The organism is Streptomyces sp. NPDC054765, assembly GCF_053612065.1.
This window is the reverse complement of sequence record NZ_JBSHBP010000049.1, coordinates 38,075-55,460: the sequence shown is the minus strand read 5'-3', so window position 1 is coordinate 55,460 and position 17,386 is coordinate 38,075. Positions and strand designations below refer to the sequence as shown.

Below are 17,386 nucleotides of genomic sequence, written 5' to 3'. Positions count from 1 at the left end.
GGTCTTTTTTGTTTTTGTGGGGGCGGTGGGGGGGGGCGGCCGCGGCGCGCCCGCGGGGGGGCCCCGCCCCCGCGGCGACGTCACCCGTTCCCTGGTACGAGCATCTACGAGTCCGCCAAGGGGTCGCCGGCGTCGGCGGGACTGTATGTCCGTCGGCTGTGTCGGCTATGAGGAAAGAGCGTTCCCGGTGCTCGTCCCGTCAGAGGTCCAGGACGAGGCGCGGGGTCAGGGCGCGCCGGTTGCCGCAGTCACTGCGACCCCTGGTGCCGGTGCTGCGGGCAGCGCACGATGAGCCAGACCCGTATGCCTTCGCCCACCCGAGTGGTGACTGTTCCGGCTGGGGCGGTGAGGGGGCTGTGGGCGGTGCCGCACCGGTACCACGGCTCGCCATGTGGCTGGACGAGGCTTACGTCGGGGTCTGGAGCAGTTGGAGCTGTTGTTGCGGTCAAGGTTTCTCCCAGTGCCGTTGGGCTCAAGAAGAGGGTGGCCCCGCGGGTACTGCTCAAGTACCCCTGCCAGGGGTACCGTTCAGGCGCCCGCTCCTGCGTGGCACCACTCGGCGAAGCTGCTGAGAGATGCGGCGTCCGTGCGCTTCAGGCGACGCAGAGTGGCAGCGTCCTCGCGCACCCACCGGTGCTCCCGGGCGCCCGCGTGTGTCCCTGCGTCGAAGTGAAGTTCGCCCAGCTCATCAGGTCGAGAAGTCGCGCCGAGAGATCCTTCGCCCCGAGCTTGAACGCCACCGCGTCGGCGGCCCGGCAGGGCCGCCAGTGCCGGGCGGACATCGGGATACAGGTCCGACTCATCCCGGAACTCCCCCTGGCCGGCTCGCTCCATCGCCGCCCGTTCGGCCTCTATGCCGATGCCAGGCCGCACGAGTCTCAGCGCGTCGGCGTTGTCCCTCCCCTGGGCAACCACAGCGCCCACCAGGGCCGACAGCGTGTGCCGGTTGACGCCGAGCCAGTCAGCCCACGCCCCCCACCCGCGATCGTCCCTGATCAGGGTCTCTCCCACGTCGAACGCCACCGCACGGATCATGCAGGCAGCCTACGGCGGTCCAACTCACATGCGTTCGTGAGTGAGAATCCGAGGGTTCCGCTCCCGTGCGACCACGCACGTCCCAGGCGCCACGCCGAGGCCAATGAGGGACATGTCGTGTCAGCGTCCGCCGCCTCGCGGGCCCAGCCGAGCGCCCTGCAGGCCACCGCCGACCGCCGGGGCGGTGCCGCTCGAAGCGTTCCGCCAGGAAGCCCCGCACTGCCATGGGGCACTGTGCGCCGCCTCAGAAGGCGGAGTGGGTCACCCAGCGTGCCAGCAGTTCCTCGTCGCCGGTCTTCTCGACGGTGTCCGCGCCGCGCGCCGGGCGGCCGTAGACGAGGAGCAGCAGGTCCGCGGCGGCGCCCTGTACGACGGCGTCGGCTGCCGCGTCCCCGGGCTGCGGCGCTGCCTCGAAACCGTCGGGCCGCAGGTGGACCAGCCAGTCGCCGGCCGTGTCCGTGCACCGGAAGCGCAGGGTCTCACCGTTGCCGCGCAGGTGCGCCACCCCGGGGGCGAAGGAGGCCGCGAACGGCAGATTGACCAGGAACTCGTCCACGCCGTCGGCCGCAAGGGCGGGGTCGATCACCGTACGGAGACCCACGGCGCGTTCCGCGTCGGTGCGGTGCACCAGGGTCTCGAACAGCATCCGCCGCATCCAGAACCGGGCGTGGTGATCGGCGCCCCAGGCCCACATCGCGGTATCCGGGCCGGTGGCGGCGAACGCGTCGGCCGCCACCGCCGCACTCGCCGCCAGCCAGTCGGCCCAGCCGCTCTCGTCCGCGGGCAGCTGTAGCTCCACCTCGCGGCTGCGCGGTGGCTCCTGGACCCGCTGACGCAGCAGGAGGGAGAACCACCGCTGCACGCTCCCGGTGTGCCGGACCAGGTCGAGGAGCGTCCAGTCGGGGCAGCCGGGCACCGGCAGCGACAGCTGCGCACCGTCCAGTGCCGCCACGAACCTCGCGGTCTCCGCCGCGACGGCAGCGCGGTGTACGGCAGGCGTGACGGTCTCCCGGCCCGAGGCGTCCGGCGTGTTCATGAGCGCTGTTCCTGCTCTCCTCGGCCCGGCGACCTGACCGGCCGGGCATCTGCGGGCAGCCTGTCACAGCCGGTCGGGGGAGCCGTGTGCGGGTGGCCGTGAGCGGGCCGCGTGGTTCAGCCGACGTGGACCCGCGGGCGCCGGGCCGGGTCGGGCTCGGCGCGGCGCAGGACCTCCCGGGCGACCGGCGCGACCTCGCCGTCGCCGAAGACCAGGAACCGCAGCAGATGGCTGAACGGATGCCCCTCGGTCCAGTTGAAGTAGGCGTGCGGCACCTGGCCGGTGTGCTCGCGCAGCTGCATCAGGACGGCGGCAATGGTGTTCGCCACGCCGGCGCCCTCCACCCGCAGGATCTGCGCCCCGTACTGCTCCTCGCCCCGGACGTGCAGGTCCGTGGTGAAGTCCGAGGAGTCCCTGACGGTCACTTCCAGGAACAGCACCGGCCGGCCGTCGGGTATATGGGTCTCCTCGCGCTGGCTGTACTCCTTCTCCTGGTACGCCGCCGCATCCCGCTCCTCGGGCTCGTTGGCGATCACCCGCAGCGGACCGGCCGCCATCGCGGTGCCGATCAGCCGCTCGGCCGTCTCGTCGAAACCGACCTGTACGGCGCGCAGTTCGAAGGCCCGGTGGACACGCGAGGCGAACGAGGTCAGCAGGATGCCGAGGATGAACAGCAGCGCGATCTTCAGGCCGTCCGGCCGCTCGATGACATTGGTGATCAGGGTGTAGCCGAAGACGACCGTGATGGCGCCGAAGCCGATGGTGGCGGCATGCAGCCGCCGGTGGCGCGCGGCGACGGTGGAGGCGAAGGACGCCGAGAGCATCAGCACCAGCACACCGGTCGCATAGGCACCGCTCTGCTCGTCGACACTGGCGTTGAAGAAGAAGGTGATGCCGAAGGCTGTGGCCAGGAAGATCAGCACCAGCGGACGCACCGCACGGGCCCACTCCGGAGCCATGCCGTAGCGGGGCAGGTAACGCGGTACGAGATTGAGCAGCCCGGCCATTGCCGAGGCGCCGGCGAACCAGAGGATGGCGATGGTGGACAGGTCGTAGACGGTGCCGAAGGCCTCGCCCAGGTACTGGTGCGCGAGGTAGGCCAGCGCACGCCCGTTGGCCGAACCGCCGGTCGCGAACTCCTTCTGCGGGATGAGCAGAGTGGTGGCCAGGCTCGACAGCAGCAGGAAGCAGCTCATGACCAGCGCCGCGGTGGTCAGCAGCCGGCGGGTGCCGCGGATCCGCCCGGCCGGGTGTGCGTCGGTGTCGCCGGCGGCGCCGCGTATCTGCGGCATGACCGCCACGCCCGTCTCGAAGCCGGACATGCCCAGCGCCAGCTTGGGGAAGACCAGCAGCGCCACACCGACGATCGCCACCGGCGAGGAGTGCTCGGCGGTCATCGCGCCCCACCAGTTGCCGACCACCACCGGGTGCGACAGCACATTCCAGGCCGCGGTGGCCAGGACGACGATGTTCAGCACCAGATAGGTCCCGACGAGGCCGACGGCGATACCGATCGCCTCACGGAAGCCCTTGAGGAACACCGCGCCCAGGGCGGCCAGCAGCACCAAAGTGATCCACAGGTTCGCGCCGTGCAGCAGGGGAGGGGCGAACGGGTTCTCCACGACGTGCGCCGCGGCATCGGCGGCCGACAGCGTCATGGTGATGATGAAATCCGTGGCGGCGAACCCCAGCAGCACCAGGACCAGCAGCTTCCCCGCCCACCACGGCAGCAGCCGCTCCAGCATGGCGATCGAACCCTCGCCGTTCGGGCTCTCCTTGGCGACCTTGCGGTACACCGGCAGCGCACCGAGCAGGGTCAGTGCGATCAGGACGAGCGTGGCGAACGGCGAGAGCAGTCCGGCTGCCAGCGCGGCAATGCCCGGCTGGTAGCCCAGCGTGGAGAAGTAGTCGACGCCCGTCAGGCACATGACGCGCCACCAGGAGTGCCCCTTGTGCTCGGCCGGCGGGGTGCCGTGCGGCCCGGGGTGACGGGCGGCCTGGCTGCTCAGTCCGTCCAGGAGCCAGGCGCGCCACCGCCGGGGGGTGGGGGTGGGAGGCGTGGGGTCCGCCTGGACAGTGGTCATACGGCTATGTCCTGCCGATCATCGGTTCGCGGTGCGGGCAACGAGGAGCGAGTATGCATCACCACCTCGGCGGCGCCTCGGCCCACCCCGCTTTGGACGACATCGAGGGGTTCCCGTCTGCCGTCAAGACCGTGTCAGAAATCGTCCACCGCCCGTACACAGGGCGTTAAGGGACGGCGCCGCGGCGCCCCCGCACCGCCTCGGGCGCGCACTCTGGCGGCAAGGGTCCACCGCGGGTCCACGGGACCGACCGGTCCGCCGCAGGGGCCACAGCAGGAGGTGTTCCCCGTGGCCACCCTTCACCGTCCGGCGCCCCCGCACCGTCCGTACGGCCCCTATGCCCCCCACATCCCCCGCACCCCGCCGTTCCCTCGGGTGACGCGGCCCCGTACCCAGCCGGACCACCGGGTGCCGTCCGACCGTGCCCTCGCCCGGGACCTCGCGCTGCCGCTCGGCGCCGTGGGGGCGGCGCTGCTGGTGACGGCCCTGATGCTGGCCGGCGAGGCCGCCCACGCCGCGCTCGCACTGGCGGTCTTCGCCCTGCTGACGGTGGCTGTGTCCCTGCTCGCCCGGCCGGCTCTGGTGCCCGTGGTGGCCCTGGTGTGCTGGCTGTTCTACGACGGCTTCGTGCTGCACGGGAACTCCGACCTGGCCTTCGGGCCACCGGACCGGACCGGCCTGCTCGTCCTCCTCCTCGCCGGTGTCGCGGGCGCGGGCTGCGCCGCCGCCGTACGGGCCGTCCGGCGGCACGCGGCCCGCTGACCGGCCCGCCTCATTCGGCTGAACGGCACGCGCGGGCCTTCGCGGCACTCAGCCCCGGCAACGGCCGCGGTGGCGCCGACGGCAGCCGGCCGCGTGCCGGTACCGGGATGCCGCGGCCCGGCGGCGGCCGCACGGCGCGGCCAGAAAGCCGAGCCCGATGCCCAGCATCCAAGAGTCCTTGGCCATCGGAATCCCGTCCTGGGTCGGCCGCAGACTCCCCTCCTGCCGCATCCCCGGGACCCGCAGATACAGGCCCACCAGCCCGCCGGAGAACCCGGTCAGGGCCAGCCCGGCCAGCCGGGTCGGTACGAACGGCGCCAGCAGCGCGCCGCCGACCGCGAGTTCCGACCAGGCCAGCAGCCGGGTGAACCGTTCGGCGGGAATCGAGTCCAGGAACGGATACGCCACACAGGCCATGCCGTGCACGGCCTGGGCGGTGGCCTGGTCGGCCCGCAACTTCGTCAGCCCGGAGTTGAGGATGAACACACCGGTGGCCAGACGAGGGGCCAGATCACGCGCTTCGGGCAGCTGCACCACGGGAGCCTCCAAGATCAGGTCTTCGGCCCCTTCACCGAGCTTAGCCAGGGGGCCACGGGGGTGCATCCGCCGGTGACCGGCGGGCGGGCGCGCGGATGGCCGGGGCGCGGGCGACGGCGAATGGCCGGGGCGCGGCGCAACGGCGGACGGCCGGGGCGCGGGCGACGGCGGACGGCCCACCGGTCACCGGCCCGGGACGGCGCGCCGCGCCGCGCCCGCCCCCCGTCACGGCGCAGGGACGTCGTCCCACTGGTCGAGGATGTCGTCGGCCGAGTCCGGACCGGGTTCCGGCCGGCCGCCTTCGAGGGACTGCTCGGTCCAGATCACCTTGCCGTTCGGTGTGTAACGGGTGCCCCAGCGCTGGGCGAACTGGGCGACGAGGAAGAGACCGCGGCCGCCCTCGTCCGTGGTGGCGGCCCGGCGCAGATGCGGGGAGGCACTGGTGCCGTCGGAGACCTCGCAGATCAGGGCGCGGTCGTACAGCAGCCGGACCCGGATCGGCTGGGCCCCGTAGCGAATGGCATTGGTGATCAGTTCGCTGAGGATCAGCTCGGTGGTGAATGCCGACGCTGCAAGCCCCCAGGACTCCAGCGTGCGCAGACAGGCCGACCGGACGGGGGCGACGGCCGCCGGGTCGGAGGACACGTCCCATTCGGCGACCCGGCCCGGGTCCAGCAACCGGGTACGGGCCACCAGCAGGGCGATGTCGTCGCTGGGATGCACGGGCAGCATCGTGTCGAGGACCGCCGTGCAGATCTGCTCCGGGGAGCGGTCCGCCGCGGTGGTCAGCGCCGCGCGGAGCCGTTCCAGGCCGCTGCCGATGTCGTGGTCACGGCCCTCGAGCAACCCGGCCGTGTACAGCACCAGCCGGGAACCCTCGCTCAGGGTGAGTTCCGTGGTCTCCACCGGCTCCCTGCCGCCCAGGCCCAGGGGCGGGGAGACGGGCACCTCGGGGAACGACACCGTGCCGTCAGGGGCGACCAGGGCCGGCCCCGGGTGGCCCGCCCTGGCCAGGGTGGCGCGGCCGCCGACCGGGTCGTAGATGGCGTACAGGCAGGTCGCACCGGTGATACCGGTACGGCCCGCGTGCGTCGGCAACCCCTCGGTGTCCCGGTCCGTGCCGCCCGGCCGGGTGCCCTCGTCGTCGCCCTCATCGCCGGTGGCGGAGCCCGCCGCCCGTGCCTCGTCGGTATCGATATGGGTGACGAGTTCGTCCAGGTGGTGGAGCAGTTCGTCGGGCGGCAGGTCGAGGGCGGAGAAGTTGTGGACGGCGGTACGCAGCCGGCCCATGGTGGCGGCGGCGTGCAGCCCGTGTCCGACGACATCGCCGACCACCAGCGCGACCCGGGCGCCGGGCAGCGGGATGACATCGAACCAGTCGCCGCCCACCCCGGCGTGCGCGGGCAGATAGCGGTGCGCCACCTCCAGGGCGGACTGCTCGGGCAGGGCCTGCGGCAGCAGACTGCGCTGCAGGGTGACGGCCGTGGTGTGCTCGCGGGTGTAGCGGCGGGCGTTGTCGATCGAGACCGCGGCCCGCGCCGCCAGCTCCTCGGCGAAGGCCAGATCCTCCTCCTCGAAGCGGCCGGAGGCCTCGTTCCGCCAGAAGTCGGCCAGCCCCAGCACCACGCCCCGCGCCTGCAGCGGTACGGCGAGCAGCGACCGGACGCCGGCGTCCAGCACCCGCTGGACGCCCGCCGGATTCTGCCGCCGCCACTCGTCCGACCTGCGCAGATCGTCCACCAGAACCGGGCGGCCGCTCTCCAGGGCCGTTGCCATCGGCGTGCCGGGCACAAACCTGAGCACCTCGCCCACCCGGTAGATCGCCAACTCCTCGGGGCCCCCGCTGACCGCCATCCGTCGCAGACCGGTACCCACCCCGGCCGCCGGTTCGTCGCCCCGCAGTACCGGCTCCAGCAGCTCGACGGTGACCACATCCGCGAACTGGGGGACCGCCACGCCGGCCAGCTCCTCGGCGGTCCGCCCCACCTCCAGCGTGGTGCCGATCCGCAGCCCCGCGTCATAGAGCAGCTTCAGCCGCTCCTGGGCCACGCCTACCCGTCTGGCCAGCGCCCGCAGTTCGGTGGTGTCCCGCAGCGTCACCACCGTTCCGGCAGGGCCGCCGTGGGGTGCGGTCGGCCGCACGTTCACCGCGATCAGCCGGTCGCCCGCCAGCAGCAGTTCGTCGGTCGCCGCCCGCCCCGAGGCCAGCAGCGCGCTCAGCCGTGGCTCCAGGCCCAGATCCGCGACCGGGCGCCGCTCCGCGTCCGCGGGCAGTTCGAGCAGCCGCCGGGCCTCGTCGTTGGCCAGCAGCAGCCGCCCGTCGCTGCTGATGATCAGTACGCCCTCCCGTACGGCGTGCAGCACCGCGTCGTGGAGTTCGTACATCCGCCGCATCTCGGCCGGGTGCAGCCCGTGCGTCTGCCGCCGCAGCCGGCGGCTCATCCAGGCGGCCCCGCCGGTGACCAGCAGCAGCCCACCGGCGGCGGAGCCGAGCACCAGCGGCAGCTGGCGCGCCGCCCGCTCGCCCGTCCGCTGGACGCGGATCCCCACGGACACATACCCGGCGGTCGAGCCGTTGCGGTCGAGAACCGGGACCGTCGTGTTCACCGCGGGACCGAGGGACGAGGGGAAAGTGGAGGTGTAGGGCCTCCCGTGGAGCGACGGCAGGTAGGCGCCGCCGACGACATGCCTGCCGATCAGACGCGTATCGGGGTGGGTCCAGCGGATGCCCGAAGGGCTGAACGCGATGACGTAGTCGACACCGGCGGCCTTGCGCGCCGCCTCCGCCTGGGGCTGCAGTACCGCGGTGGGGTTGCGGGATGTCATGGCGGCGAGGGTTCCGGGCGCATGGGCGAAGGTCGCGGCCCCGACGATCGAGCGCTGTCGGGCCTCCTGCATGCTCGCGCCCTCCGCCTGGAAGACGAGCGCCATGACGGCCGCGACGACCAGCAGCACCGCCAGGGCGAGCTGGAGCACGAACACCTGGCCCGCGACGCTGTGCACCTTCAGACGCGAGCGGAGGCGCTGTCCCGGGGAGTGCGATGACGTCCCGGAATCGTCACCCTCTCGCCCGAAATTTTCCGTCATGACCCATATGTAGCATTGTGCTCCACTGTGGGGTGTGCGGCTGCGCCGGTACCGTACGTCGCCGGCGCTCCCGTCGCCGGCCTGTGGAGCCGCGCTCGACCGCTCCCTCCGTACGCCTGCCCGGCCCTGCCCTGCCCTGCCCCTGCCGTACCCGTTCCGGGCCCCGCCGGACCGCGACCGGGCGCGCGGGAGCCTCGCCCTCCTCGCCCTCCCCATCCTTCCCGCCCTTCCGCCCTTCCGCCCTTCCCGCCCCCGCAGGGCACCCCGATGCAGGGGCGCCGGACGCGGCACTTCCCGGTCACCCCGCCGATGGCCTGTGGAAGGATGCGGCCCATGGGAACCACACCGGACGGGCGGCCCATTCCGCCCCTTCAGGCGGATGAACGCGCCATGCTGGAAAGCTGGTTGGACTTCCACCGTGCCACCCTCCCGCTGAAGTGCGCAGGATTGGACGACCGTCAGGTCCGCCTGGCCTCGGTGGCGCCGTCCTCCATGACCCTGCTCGGCCTGGTCCAGCACATGGCGGAGGTCGAACGCACCTGGTTCCAGCGGGTGTTCGCCGGCCAGGACCTGCCGCCGGTGAACGGCGCGGGGGACGGGAACGAGGGCGGGAATGAGGGCGGGAGCGAAGACGGTTTCACGCTCGCCCCGGACCGCGGGATCGACGAGGCGCTGGCACTCTGGCACGCGGAAGTCGCCCGGAGCCGCGAGCTGACCGCCGCCGCTTCGCTGGACGACACCGGCAAGCTCCCGGGACGGGAGGCCGGCCTCGTCGGCGGCCAGGAAGTTTCGCTGCGCTGGATCCTGGTCCACATGATCGAGGAGTACGCACGCCACAACGGTCATGCGGATCTGCTCAGGGAGAGCATCGACGGCGTCACGGGGGCTTGAGGCCCGAGCGGGACTTGAGCCCGAGCGGGGGCGTGAGGCGCCCGGGAGGTGCCCCTAGGGGTTTCGTCAACCTGTGGGGGGAGGGCGGGGGTTCGTGGAAGGTGCCGTCGTGGCGACCGGGACGACCAGGGCCCGCAAGCGTTCGTCGGCCTGGCGAGGACGGCCGGGCCTCGCCAGGGTGCGTCAGCCGCTCTTGCGCTCCGGCAGCAGCAGCTCTGCCAGTGCTCCGCCACCGGGGGCCCGGGAAAGCCGGGCGGTGCCGCCGTGGAGCTCGGCCACCCAGCGGACGATGGCAAGACCGGTGCCGGTGCCGGTGCTCGCGGCTCCGGTGACGCGCCGCTCGAAGACCCGGGTACGGTCCTCGGGCGGCACGCCGGGGCCGTGGTCCCGTACAGCGACCCGGCCGGCGGCGACGGTCACTTCGACCGGGGTGCCGCCGCCGTGTCGTAGGGCGTTCTCCACGAGGTTGTGGACCGCTTGGGCCAGCAGTTCGGGATCCCCGTCGACGATGACGGCCTCGGTGGTGACCGTGACGCCGGTGGGGTCCGGCAGTTCCTCGATGGTCTGTTCGACCAGTTGGTCCAGGCGTAGCGGGGTGAGTTCGACTTCCTGGGTGCCGGCTTCCACCCGGGCTCGGGCCAGCAGCCCGGTGACGAGTCGGCCCAGCCGGTCGACCAGCCGGACCGCCTCGTCCAGGGCTGCGGGTGCCCGGCCTGGCGAGGCGTTGCCGTTCTCCACCACCAGGCGCAAGGTGGCCAGTGGCGTGCGCAGTTCGTGCGCGGCTTCCGCGAGGAACTGCTCTTGCTGCTCAAGTCCCTTTACAGCGGGGTGCATTGAGCGCCCGGTCAGCAGGTGGCCCACTGCGGAGGCCGCCAGCACGAGCGTGGCGCAGCCCAGGGCAAGCCACTGGATCAGCCGTTTGTGATCCGTCTGGCTGCGTGCTGGGTCGGCTCCGACCAGCACGGTGGCGCCGATCCGGTCGTTGTCCCAGACCGGGGCTGCGGCCCAGTGGTACGCGCGTCCGTTGGCGGCGGTGGTGGTGACCAGGGCGGTCTCCTGGCCGTGTTGGACTTCCTCCCAGATCTCGTCGAGTTCTGCCTCGGCGGGCAGGGTGGCGTGGGAGGGGTACGCGTAGAGGATCCGCGGTCCGGCGTTCGGGGGTGCCTGGAGAATGCCGAGTGCCTCGGCGCTGCGGGCGAGTTCGTCCTCGTGCAGCGAGTCGAGGCGCAGAGTGCCGTCCGCGTCGTAGAAGAAGGTGCGGGCGAGGCCGTCGGCGCGGTGGCTGACGGCGTTGTCGAGATCGTTGGTGCGGGAGTGGCTGTCGGTGTGGACCGCGATGGTGGCAAGCACCAGCAGGCAGGCGGCAGTCGTCGCGGCGAAGAGCAGGGTCATCACCCACCGGGCGCGGTGCAGCTGCGCGGCGGCGGGAGTACGCGACGTCACAGACCCGTGGCCGGGTCGGCGAGGCGGTAGCCTGCGCCGCGCACCGTCAAGATGAGCTCGGGTGGTCCCAGCCGGCGGCGCAGCTGGCCGATGAGGACGTCGACGACATTCGAGAGCGGTTCGGCCTGTTCGTCCCAGCAGTGTTCAATGAGATCGCTGCGGGTGACCACCTCGTCGGCACGCAGCATCAGGACCTCCAGGACCGCGAACTCCTTCGCGGTCAGTGTGAGCAGCACGCCGCCTCGCCGCACCCGGCGGCGTGGAAGGTCGAGCTCCAGGTCGCCGACTCGCAGCACGGGCAGCCGTGCGGGCTGGCCGCGGCGGCACAGGGTGCGCACCCGGGCGTTGAGCTCGGCGAACGCGAACGGCTTGATGAGGTAGTCGTCGGCGCCGTGCTCGAAGCCGGCCACCCGGTCGGTGACGGCGTCAAGCGCGGTGAGCAAAAGGACCGGGAGGGGGGAGCCCGCCCTGCGCTGAGCAGCAAGGAGGGTGAGCGCGTCCCCGTCGGGCAGAGTTCGGTCGGCGATCAGGCAGTCGTAGGCGTTGACGGCGAGTTTGCAGTCGGCCTCGGCGAGATCGCCGGCGAAGTCGACGGCGAAGCCTGCCTCGCGCAGACCTCTGGTGATCGCCGGGCCAAGCTCTGGGTCGTCCTCAAGGACCAGTACGCGCATGACCGGGGAGCCTACGTGGTCGGAAGATCGCGAAGGCGTGGGTCATGGTGGGGAGCGTCGACGTGGCGGGGAGCGCCGGGCGCTGTCGTCTTCCTCATGATCCCCTCATGAAGTCGCTGGCAGTCTGCGGGGCATGCCAAGAAAACGTACCCGCGTCATCGGTCTGACCGCTGCCGGCCTGACCGCTGCCGGCGTGGCAACCACCGTGCTTGCGGTCTCTTGCGTTCAGTCCGCCCAGGGAGCGGGCGGACTGGACACAGCGCCCCGCGCCGTGGTGCGCGTCGACCAGGTCGGCTACACGCCCGGTGAGGCCAAGCAGGCCTACCTCATGACCTCGGCTTCCGTGTCCACGGCGTCCTTCCGGGTGCGGGACGCCTCCGGGAAGGAGGTGCTCACCGGCAAGGTCGGGGCCTCCACGGGAGAGTGGAACGGCACCTACAAGGCCGTTCACACCCTGGACCTGTCCCGCCTCACCGAGCCCGGCGACTACCGGGTGGAGATGTCAGGGCCCGTGACCGCGACCTCCCCGCAGTTCCACATCGCGCCCGCAGACGAACTGTTCGGCAAGGTCATCCAGAACAACGTCCGCTTCTTCCAGGCCCAGCGCGACGGAAGCGACGTTGTGCCCACCGCGCTGCGACGTAAGCCCTCCCACCTGGCGGACCGCCAGGCCACCGTGTACGACACCCCTGCCTACGACGCCGACGAGACGGTGCTGCAGGCGCCCCTCAAGCCGGTCGGGGGACCGGTGGATGTCTCGGGCGGCTGGAACGATGCCGGTGACTTCCTCAAGTTCACGCACACCGCCTCCTACTCCACCGCGAGTCTGCTGCTCGCGCAGCGGACCACGCCCGTCGGCGGGAAGGAACTGGCTGCCGAGGCCCGCCACGGACTGGACTGGCTCGACAAGATGTGGGACGACGAGTCCCGCACCCTCTACGTCCAGGTCGGCCTCGGCAAGGGCGACACGGACGACGGCAGCGGCAAGATCCGCTCCGATCACGACGTCTGGCGCCTGCCCGAGGCCGACGACGCCCTCAACGTCAAGCCCGGCGATCCGAACTACCTGATCAAGCACCGGCCGGTCTTCCGAGCGGCACCCCCCGGCAAGCCGATCAGCCCCAACCTCGCCGGGCGCGTCGCCGCGACCTTCGCCCTGGCTGCCCAACTGGATGCGGCAGACAACCCGGACCGGGCGCACGCGGAGCTGGAGAAGGCCGCACACATCTACGAACTCGCCAACACCAACCCCGAGGACAAACTGGTCACCGCCTTCCCTCACGGGTTCTATCCCGAGGATTCCTGGCAGGACGACATGGAATTCGGCGCCGGCGAGCTGGCCCTCGCCGGCCAGGCCCTCGACGACCACCGGTCAGCTGACTGGATCAAGCAGGCCGGCCACTGGGCCGAGCAGTACCTCGCCTCGGACAACCTCGGCACCCTGGGACTCGGCGACGTCAGCGCACTCGCACACGCCGACCTCGCCAAGCTGCTCAACTCCGACGCCCCGAGCACCGAGGTGACCCGCAGCCGGCTCATCGCCGACCTCAAGCGGCAGCTCGATGACGGCAGCTCCCGCGCGGCCCGCGACCCGTTCCGAGCCGGTGCCCCCTACACCGACTTCGACTCCGTGCCCCACACCTTCGGTCTGGCCGCCACCGCCCAGCTGTATCACCGCGTGACCGGAGACTCCCGCTACGACGCCTTCGCCACCCAGCAGCGCAACTGGACGCTGGGCGCCAACGCGTGGGGCTCCTCCTTCGTCATCGGGGCCGGCACCACGTTCCCGCACTGCCCCGAGCACCAGGCCGCCAACCTCGCAGGTGACCTCGACGGCGAAGGCGACATCCTGCTGGGCGGCGTCGTCAACGGTCCCAACGCTGCTGACAAGCTCAAGGACCTCAACTCCTTCCCCACCATGCGCAAGTGCCCGACGAACCAGGGCAACCCCTTCGCAGCTTTCGACGGACGCGGCAGCGGCTACATGGACCACGTAGGAGCCTGGCAGACGGTCGAATCCGCAGACGACTTCACCGCCACTGCCCTGCTCTCCTTCACCCTCTCCGCCTCCACTCCCCAGGACGCCGAGACCGACGCCAGTTGACGACAACATGGGCGATCACCACCAACGTGGGCGATCGCCGGCTCGGGCGTCTGACCTCCCGCCTCCCACACCCCTGAACAGCGCAACAGCTCTGGCTCCCCGCTCACCAAGCGGGGAGCCGGAACGCGTGCGTTCGGTATGCAAGGCGGGGACGGTCCCCAGCGCCCAGCCAGGGCCTGTCCGATAGGTCAGAGAGGCAACGTGGTCTGGCAACGATGGGGCTAGAGATCTTTCCCACTGCTGTTCGGACTGGCCAATGGGTTCCGTACGCAGCTGGAGTGCCGGGGCATGCGGGGCCCGCGGGCGGCGCGCGTGCGTGAGAGAGCCGCTGCGGTGCAGGCGAAGCCGATCAGTGCGCCGAGGGTGTTGCCGGTGAGGTCGTTGATGTCGGCGCTGCGTCCGGAGTGGGTCAGGTATTGGGTGGCTTCGATGGCGAGGGAACCAAGGAATCCCAACAGAGCTGCCTGGTGCCGGCGCATCGGGAGGAGTGCAAGGAGGATGCCGCCGGGGGCGAACATGAGCACATTGAGAACGGCGTCGACGATGTCGGCCTTGTTGGTGACATCCAGGGGCTTGAGGTTGATGGCCTGGCCGCCGCCGGAAGGTGTGCCGAAGGTGAAGTAGGTGACGCCGGCCGCCCAAAACCACAGCAGAGCGAGGGCCATACGCCGTGACATCTGCTGGGGGCATCTGCGCAGGGAGGCGGCGCTGTAGATCAGCACTCCGCCCAACACGCCGATGAGGAAGGCAATCAGGAAGAACATGGCCGGACGGTAGCAGTCGGATATACGCGGCTCTTCACTTTCCGCGTGAGCGGCTCTGCGCCGGCCGTCGTTCTGATGGAGTGCGGTGGTCTGTGCGACGTGGCGGCGCGCGGCGTACCGGGCGCCGGTGTCACCCCGAGCCTCCGGCAGCCCCTCCAAAGACCAGAGAGGGCGGTTTCCGTGCCGGAGAACCGCTCTGGCTACCCTCCGTATACGAGAGGGTGTCTGCGTTTGTTGCGGGAAGTGTGAGGAGAGCAGAGTGCGACCGAATTCCGGGGGGTGCGACGTGGAGCGGGTTTTCGTCTTCCGTACCGAGCGGCGTTGGGACGGCGCGGAGGCGTGGGAGTCCGGCCCGTGGCTGCGGGCGGGTATCGACCGAAGCGTGCGTTCGCCGCTGGATTGGCTCGGCTGGCGTACGCGCGACGGCGCGGAGGCAGCAGTCGGGTTCAAGGCGGCAATGGAGGGCTTCTACGGGTACTACCGGGCCGCCGACGGCCGGTCGGCGGAGTACCGCGGTGAGCTGGAACGGTGCGAGGCTGTCGAGGACGGCGCGGCCCGCCGGTTCCGTACGGAGGAGAGCCGGGGCGAAGAATGGCACGCCGCGGGGGACTGGTGGATCCTGCTTGAGGACGGCGGCGCCCACGTGGAACGCCTGGACTGGCACGACCAGGCGGGCGCATCGGGTTCGATGACGCTGCGGGCCGCTGTCACCGAACCTGGCCTTACGAGCGAGGTCACCGCCCTGGTCGGCACGGTACGGGCGCACCACGAGTACGAGGTGGCCGGCGAGGTCGCCGACAACGTGCTGAACGGCTCGCACGCCAAGTGGCTGGGCAACTGGGGGATGGGCGGCGCGTGGCTGGAGTTCCGCCTCGTCCGGCCGGCCGTCGTCCGGTACTACGTGCTGGCCTCGGCGAACGACTGCCCGGACCGCGACCCGATGGACTGGACGCTACAGGGCTCGCACGACGGCCGGCAGTGGACTGCGCTCGACTCCCGTACCGGTCAGGTCTTCACCCGTCGGCACCAGCCGCGGGGCTTCGCCGTGACCGGCACGACCGGCATGGCGTACCAGCACTACCGCCTTGAGATCACCGCGAACGCCGGCTCGGTACACGTTCAGCTCTCCCAGGCCCGGCTGTTCGACACCGCCCCTGACACCGCGTTCGAGGGCTTCTTCGGCTACCGCCAGCGGGCGGGCCAGAGCCCGTCCGGTTTCCGTGGCGCGCCGATGGCACCCGCACCGGAAGGCACCGCCTTGCGCACCGTCGAAGAGTGGCGCGCCTATTTGTTCGACTACAGTGCCGATGTCATCCGCGTAACCCAGGACCGCCAGCCGGGGAACGTCAGCGACGAGCAGCGGGCCGCCGGCTGGCTGGGATACGAGGGCGCGAGCAAAGAGCGGCTCGCGGCGCTGGAGGAGCGACTCGGCACCCGGCTTCCGCCCAGCTACCGCGCGTTCCTCGGCGCCTCCGACGGCTGGCTGCAGCTGAGCTCGTTCATGTGGGAGATGCGCACCACCGACACCGTCGCCTGGCTCACCGAGACGGACGCTGCCGGCTTGGCCGACTTTTACGACGAGGCCGATGAAGACGATGAAGAAGGCGCCGTCCTCGGACGCTCGCTGCTGATCTCGCAGGACGGCGACGCGCAGTACTGGCTGCTCGATCCCGGCGACGTGTCCGGGGACGGGGAGTGGGCGGCGTACATCTGGGCGAGCTGGTACCCGGGCCTCGGCGAGCGGCATGCGTCGTTCGCCGAGCTGGTGCAGGCCGAGCGCGCCAGCTTCGAACGGCTCAAGGGCCGAGAGGGCCACGGCGTGCACCCGGAGGGCGCCGAGGACCTGGTCACCCAGGGCCGTGAGCAGGCACTGCGGGGCGAGGCCGAGCAGGCGCTGGCGAGTTTCGATCGCGCCGAGGTCAAGGGCTCAGGCGTCGGTATGTACCTCAAGACCATCCTGGGCGCGTTCCTCGACCTCCGGTTCGCCCACCACGAGATCCGCAACAACATCTTCGGCCGGGACCACGTCATCGCAGCGGTCGGCGAGGACCAGGTCCGGGCCGAGGCGCTGCCCCTGTACCTGCGCCGTACGGTGGAGGAGCACGGGCCGCTCGTCGGGTTGCCGCGGCTGGAGATCCTCGGCCGGCTGGTCCCCGAACTGAGCTTCTCGGAGGGCGAGTCCAACAACGACTGGATCGAACGCGCCGCCGCCCACGTGCCGCCCCGGCTGCCCGAACCGCCGGCCTTCGAGCAGGCCCTGCACCTGGCCCGTTCACTTGCCGCGCAGGGCGACGACGAGGAAGCGTGGACCGTCATCGAGGCCGCCCTGCCCCGCTGGTACTCCGACAACCCCCACCGCATCGCCCCGGTCATCCTGCTGACGGACCCGGTCCTTCGTGGCGTGATCACCCCGCACCGGGCCCAGCTGGTGGTAAGGATCCCCTGCGGAAAGGTCTTTGGAGGAGATACGCACTGGTGATCACCGCGATGTCCCCGCAGCGCAGCTCTTTCGCGGATGCGCTTCACCGTCAGCGCGTCGACCATGCTCACCTGCCCGCTCCGGTCGGCCCGCTCGTCGGCAACGTGCTCCCTGAGTACCGTCAGCACATCCTTGTAAGCGGCCAGGAGCTGCTCGGTGGACGCCTTGCGGCGCTGTTCCAGGTCCGCGAGCTCCTCCTGGGCCCGCCCGGCGTGCCGGGACATCCGCTTGGACAACATCACCACGAACTCGTCGCGCACCCGCGCCCGAGCCTTCGCCACCACACAGGCCAACAGAGCGGTCCGCCGCGGCTCCGAAATGTCGGGCATCTCACCGACCGACAGCACCCTGGCCTGCTCCGCGAACGCGCTGACCTTCGCCGCGGCCACGCCTTCGACCCGGCTCCCGGCGTCGCCGAGGCCGTCGACCAGAGCCACGCGCTCGCCGCGCTGCCGGAACCTGGACCATGTCGCCCGCCGCCCCGGCTCCTTGA

The 17,386-nt window shown here is 71.3% G+C and carries 12 protein-coding genes; 4 read left to right on the top strand and 8 right to left on the bottom strand.

Features of this window, described 5'->3' with window-relative positions; genetic code table 11:
- Window positions 1–528 precede the first annotated feature (528 nt).
- The 3 genes from ACWGJY_RS26905 to ACWGJY_RS26895 form a co-directional block, all read right to left on the bottom strand.
- Window positions 529–1,035, bottom strand: coding sequence for a hypothetical protein (locus tag ACWGJY_RS26905; protein ID WP_453263423.1), 507 nt, complete (start codon window positions 1,033–1,035; stop codon window positions 529–531).
- Between the two features lie 244 nt (window positions 1,036–1,279).
- The gene (locus tag ACWGJY_RS26900) at window positions 1,280–2,071 is read right to left on the bottom strand and encodes a maleylpyruvate isomerase family mycothiol-dependent enzyme (RefSeq protein ID WP_453263422.1); all 792 of its coding nucleotides are present in this window, start codon (window positions 2,069–2,071) and stop codon (window positions 1,280–1,282) included.
- A 116-nt stretch (window positions 2,072–2,187) separates the two neighbouring features.
- The gene (locus ACWGJY_RS26895) at window positions 2,188–4,155 is read right to left on the bottom strand and encodes an amino acid transporter (RefSeq protein ID WP_453263421.1); all 1,968 of its coding nucleotides are present in this window, start codon (window positions 4,153–4,155) and stop codon (window positions 2,188–2,190) included.
- Window positions 4,156–4,443: 288 nt separating this feature from the next.
- Between ACWGJY_RS26895 and ACWGJY_RS26890 the strand changes: the two genes are divergently transcribed.
- Complete coding sequence (locus tag ACWGJY_RS26890; protein WP_453263420.1) at window positions 4,444–4,917, top strand: DUF4118 domain-containing protein; 474 nt, start codon at window positions 4,444–4,446, stop codon at window positions 4,915–4,917.
- Between the two features lie 48 nt (window positions 4,918–4,965).
- On the opposite strand, the gene ACWGJY_RS26885 is transcribed toward ACWGJY_RS26890, so the two are convergent.
- Both ACWGJY_RS26885 and ACWGJY_RS26880 read right to left on the bottom strand, forming a co-directional pair.
- On the bottom strand, window positions 4,966–5,454 hold the full coding sequence (locus tag ACWGJY_RS26885) for a hypothetical protein (RefSeq protein ID WP_453263419.1): 489 nt from the start codon (window positions 5,452–5,454) through the stop codon (window positions 4,966–4,968).
- A 225-nt stretch (window positions 5,455–5,679) separates the two neighbouring features.
- Complete coding sequence (locus ACWGJY_RS26880; RefSeq protein WP_453263418.1) at window positions 5,680–8,457, bottom strand: SpoIIE family protein phosphatase; 2,778 nt, start codon at window positions 8,455–8,457, stop codon at window positions 5,680–5,682.
- Between the two features lie 417 nt (window positions 8,458–8,874).
- Here ACWGJY_RS26880 and ACWGJY_RS26875 point away from each other — a divergent pair, with 417 nt between their 5' ends.
- Window positions 8,875–9,432, top strand: coding sequence for a DinB family protein (locus ACWGJY_RS26875; protein ID WP_453263417.1), 558 nt, complete (start codon window positions 8,875–8,877; stop codon window positions 9,430–9,432).
- Between the two features lie 183 nt (window positions 9,433–9,615).
- Here ACWGJY_RS26875 and ACWGJY_RS26870 read toward each other — a convergent pair whose 3' ends face one another.
- Together ACWGJY_RS26870 and ACWGJY_RS26865 are read right to left on the bottom strand one after the other, a co-directional pair.
- Window positions 9,616–10,875 (bottom strand): sensor histidine kinase, encoded by a 1,260-nt coding sequence (locus tag ACWGJY_RS26870; RefSeq protein ID WP_453263416.1) that lies wholly within the window; start codon window positions 10,873–10,875, stop codon window positions 9,616–9,618.
- Entirely contained in the window at window positions 10,872–11,546 is a 675-nt protein-coding gene (locus tag ACWGJY_RS26865) for a winged helix-turn-helix domain-containing protein (RefSeq protein WP_453263415.1), read from the bottom strand. The genes ACWGJY_RS26870 and ACWGJY_RS26865 overlap by 4 nt, the downstream gene beginning before the upstream one ends.
- Window positions 11,547–11,679: 133 nt before the next feature.
- Here ACWGJY_RS26865 and ACWGJY_RS26860 point away from each other — a divergent pair, with 133 nt between their 5' ends.
- The gene (locus tag ACWGJY_RS26860) at window positions 11,680–13,650 is read left to right on the top strand and encodes a glycoside hydrolase family 9 protein (RefSeq protein WP_453263414.1); all 1,971 of its coding nucleotides are present in this window, start codon (window positions 11,680–11,682) and stop codon (window positions 13,648–13,650) included.
- A gap of 221 nt (window positions 13,651–13,871) precedes the next feature.
- Here the strand turns inward: ACWGJY_RS26860 and ACWGJY_RS26855 are convergent, their stop codons facing one another.
- Window positions 13,872–14,414, bottom strand: coding sequence for a VanZ family protein (locus tag ACWGJY_RS26855; RefSeq protein ID WP_453263413.1), 543 nt, complete (start codon window positions 14,412–14,414; stop codon window positions 13,872–13,874).
- Window positions 14,415–14,673: 259 nt separating this feature from the next.
- Here ACWGJY_RS26855 and ACWGJY_RS26850 point away from each other — a divergent pair, with 259 nt between their 5' ends.
- On the top strand, window positions 14,674–16,893 hold the full coding sequence (locus ACWGJY_RS26850; RefSeq protein WP_453263412.1) for an SMI1/KNR4 family protein: 2,220 nt from the start codon (window positions 14,674–14,676) through the stop codon (window positions 16,891–16,893).
- Window positions 16,894–17,386: the final 493 nt, after the last annotated feature.

What these genes read in the sequence shown, in the direction of transcription:
- ACWGJY_RS26905 (WP_453263423.1), bottom strand. Translation starts at nt 1,035, where the DNA reads ATGATCCGTGCGGTGGCGTTCGACGTGGGAGAGACCCTGATCAGGGAC.
- ACWGJY_RS26900 (WP_453263422.1), bottom strand. Translation starts at nt 2,071, where the DNA reads ATGAACACGCCGGACGCCTCGGGCCGGGAGACCGTCACGCCTGCCGTA.
- ACWGJY_RS26895 (WP_453263421.1), bottom strand. Translation starts at nt 4,155, where the DNA reads ATGACCACTGTCCAGGCGGACCCCACGCCTCCCACCCCCACCCCCCGG.
- ACWGJY_RS26875 (WP_453263417.1), top strand. Translation starts at nt 8,875, where the DNA reads ATGGGAACCACACCGGACGGGCGGCCCATTCCGCCCCTTCAGGCGGAT.
- ACWGJY_RS26865 (WP_453263415.1), bottom strand. Translation starts at nt 11,546, where the DNA reads ATGCGCGTACTGGTCCTTGAGGACGACCCAGAGCTTGGCCCGGCGATC.
- ACWGJY_RS26860 (WP_453263414.1), top strand. Translation starts at nt 11,680, where the DNA reads ATGCCAAGAAAACGTACCCGCGTCATCGGTCTGACCGCTGCCGGCCTG.
- ACWGJY_RS26855 (WP_453263413.1), bottom strand. Translation starts at nt 14,414, where the DNA reads ATGTTCTTCCTGATTGCCTTCCTCATCGGCGTGTTGGGCGGAGTGCTG.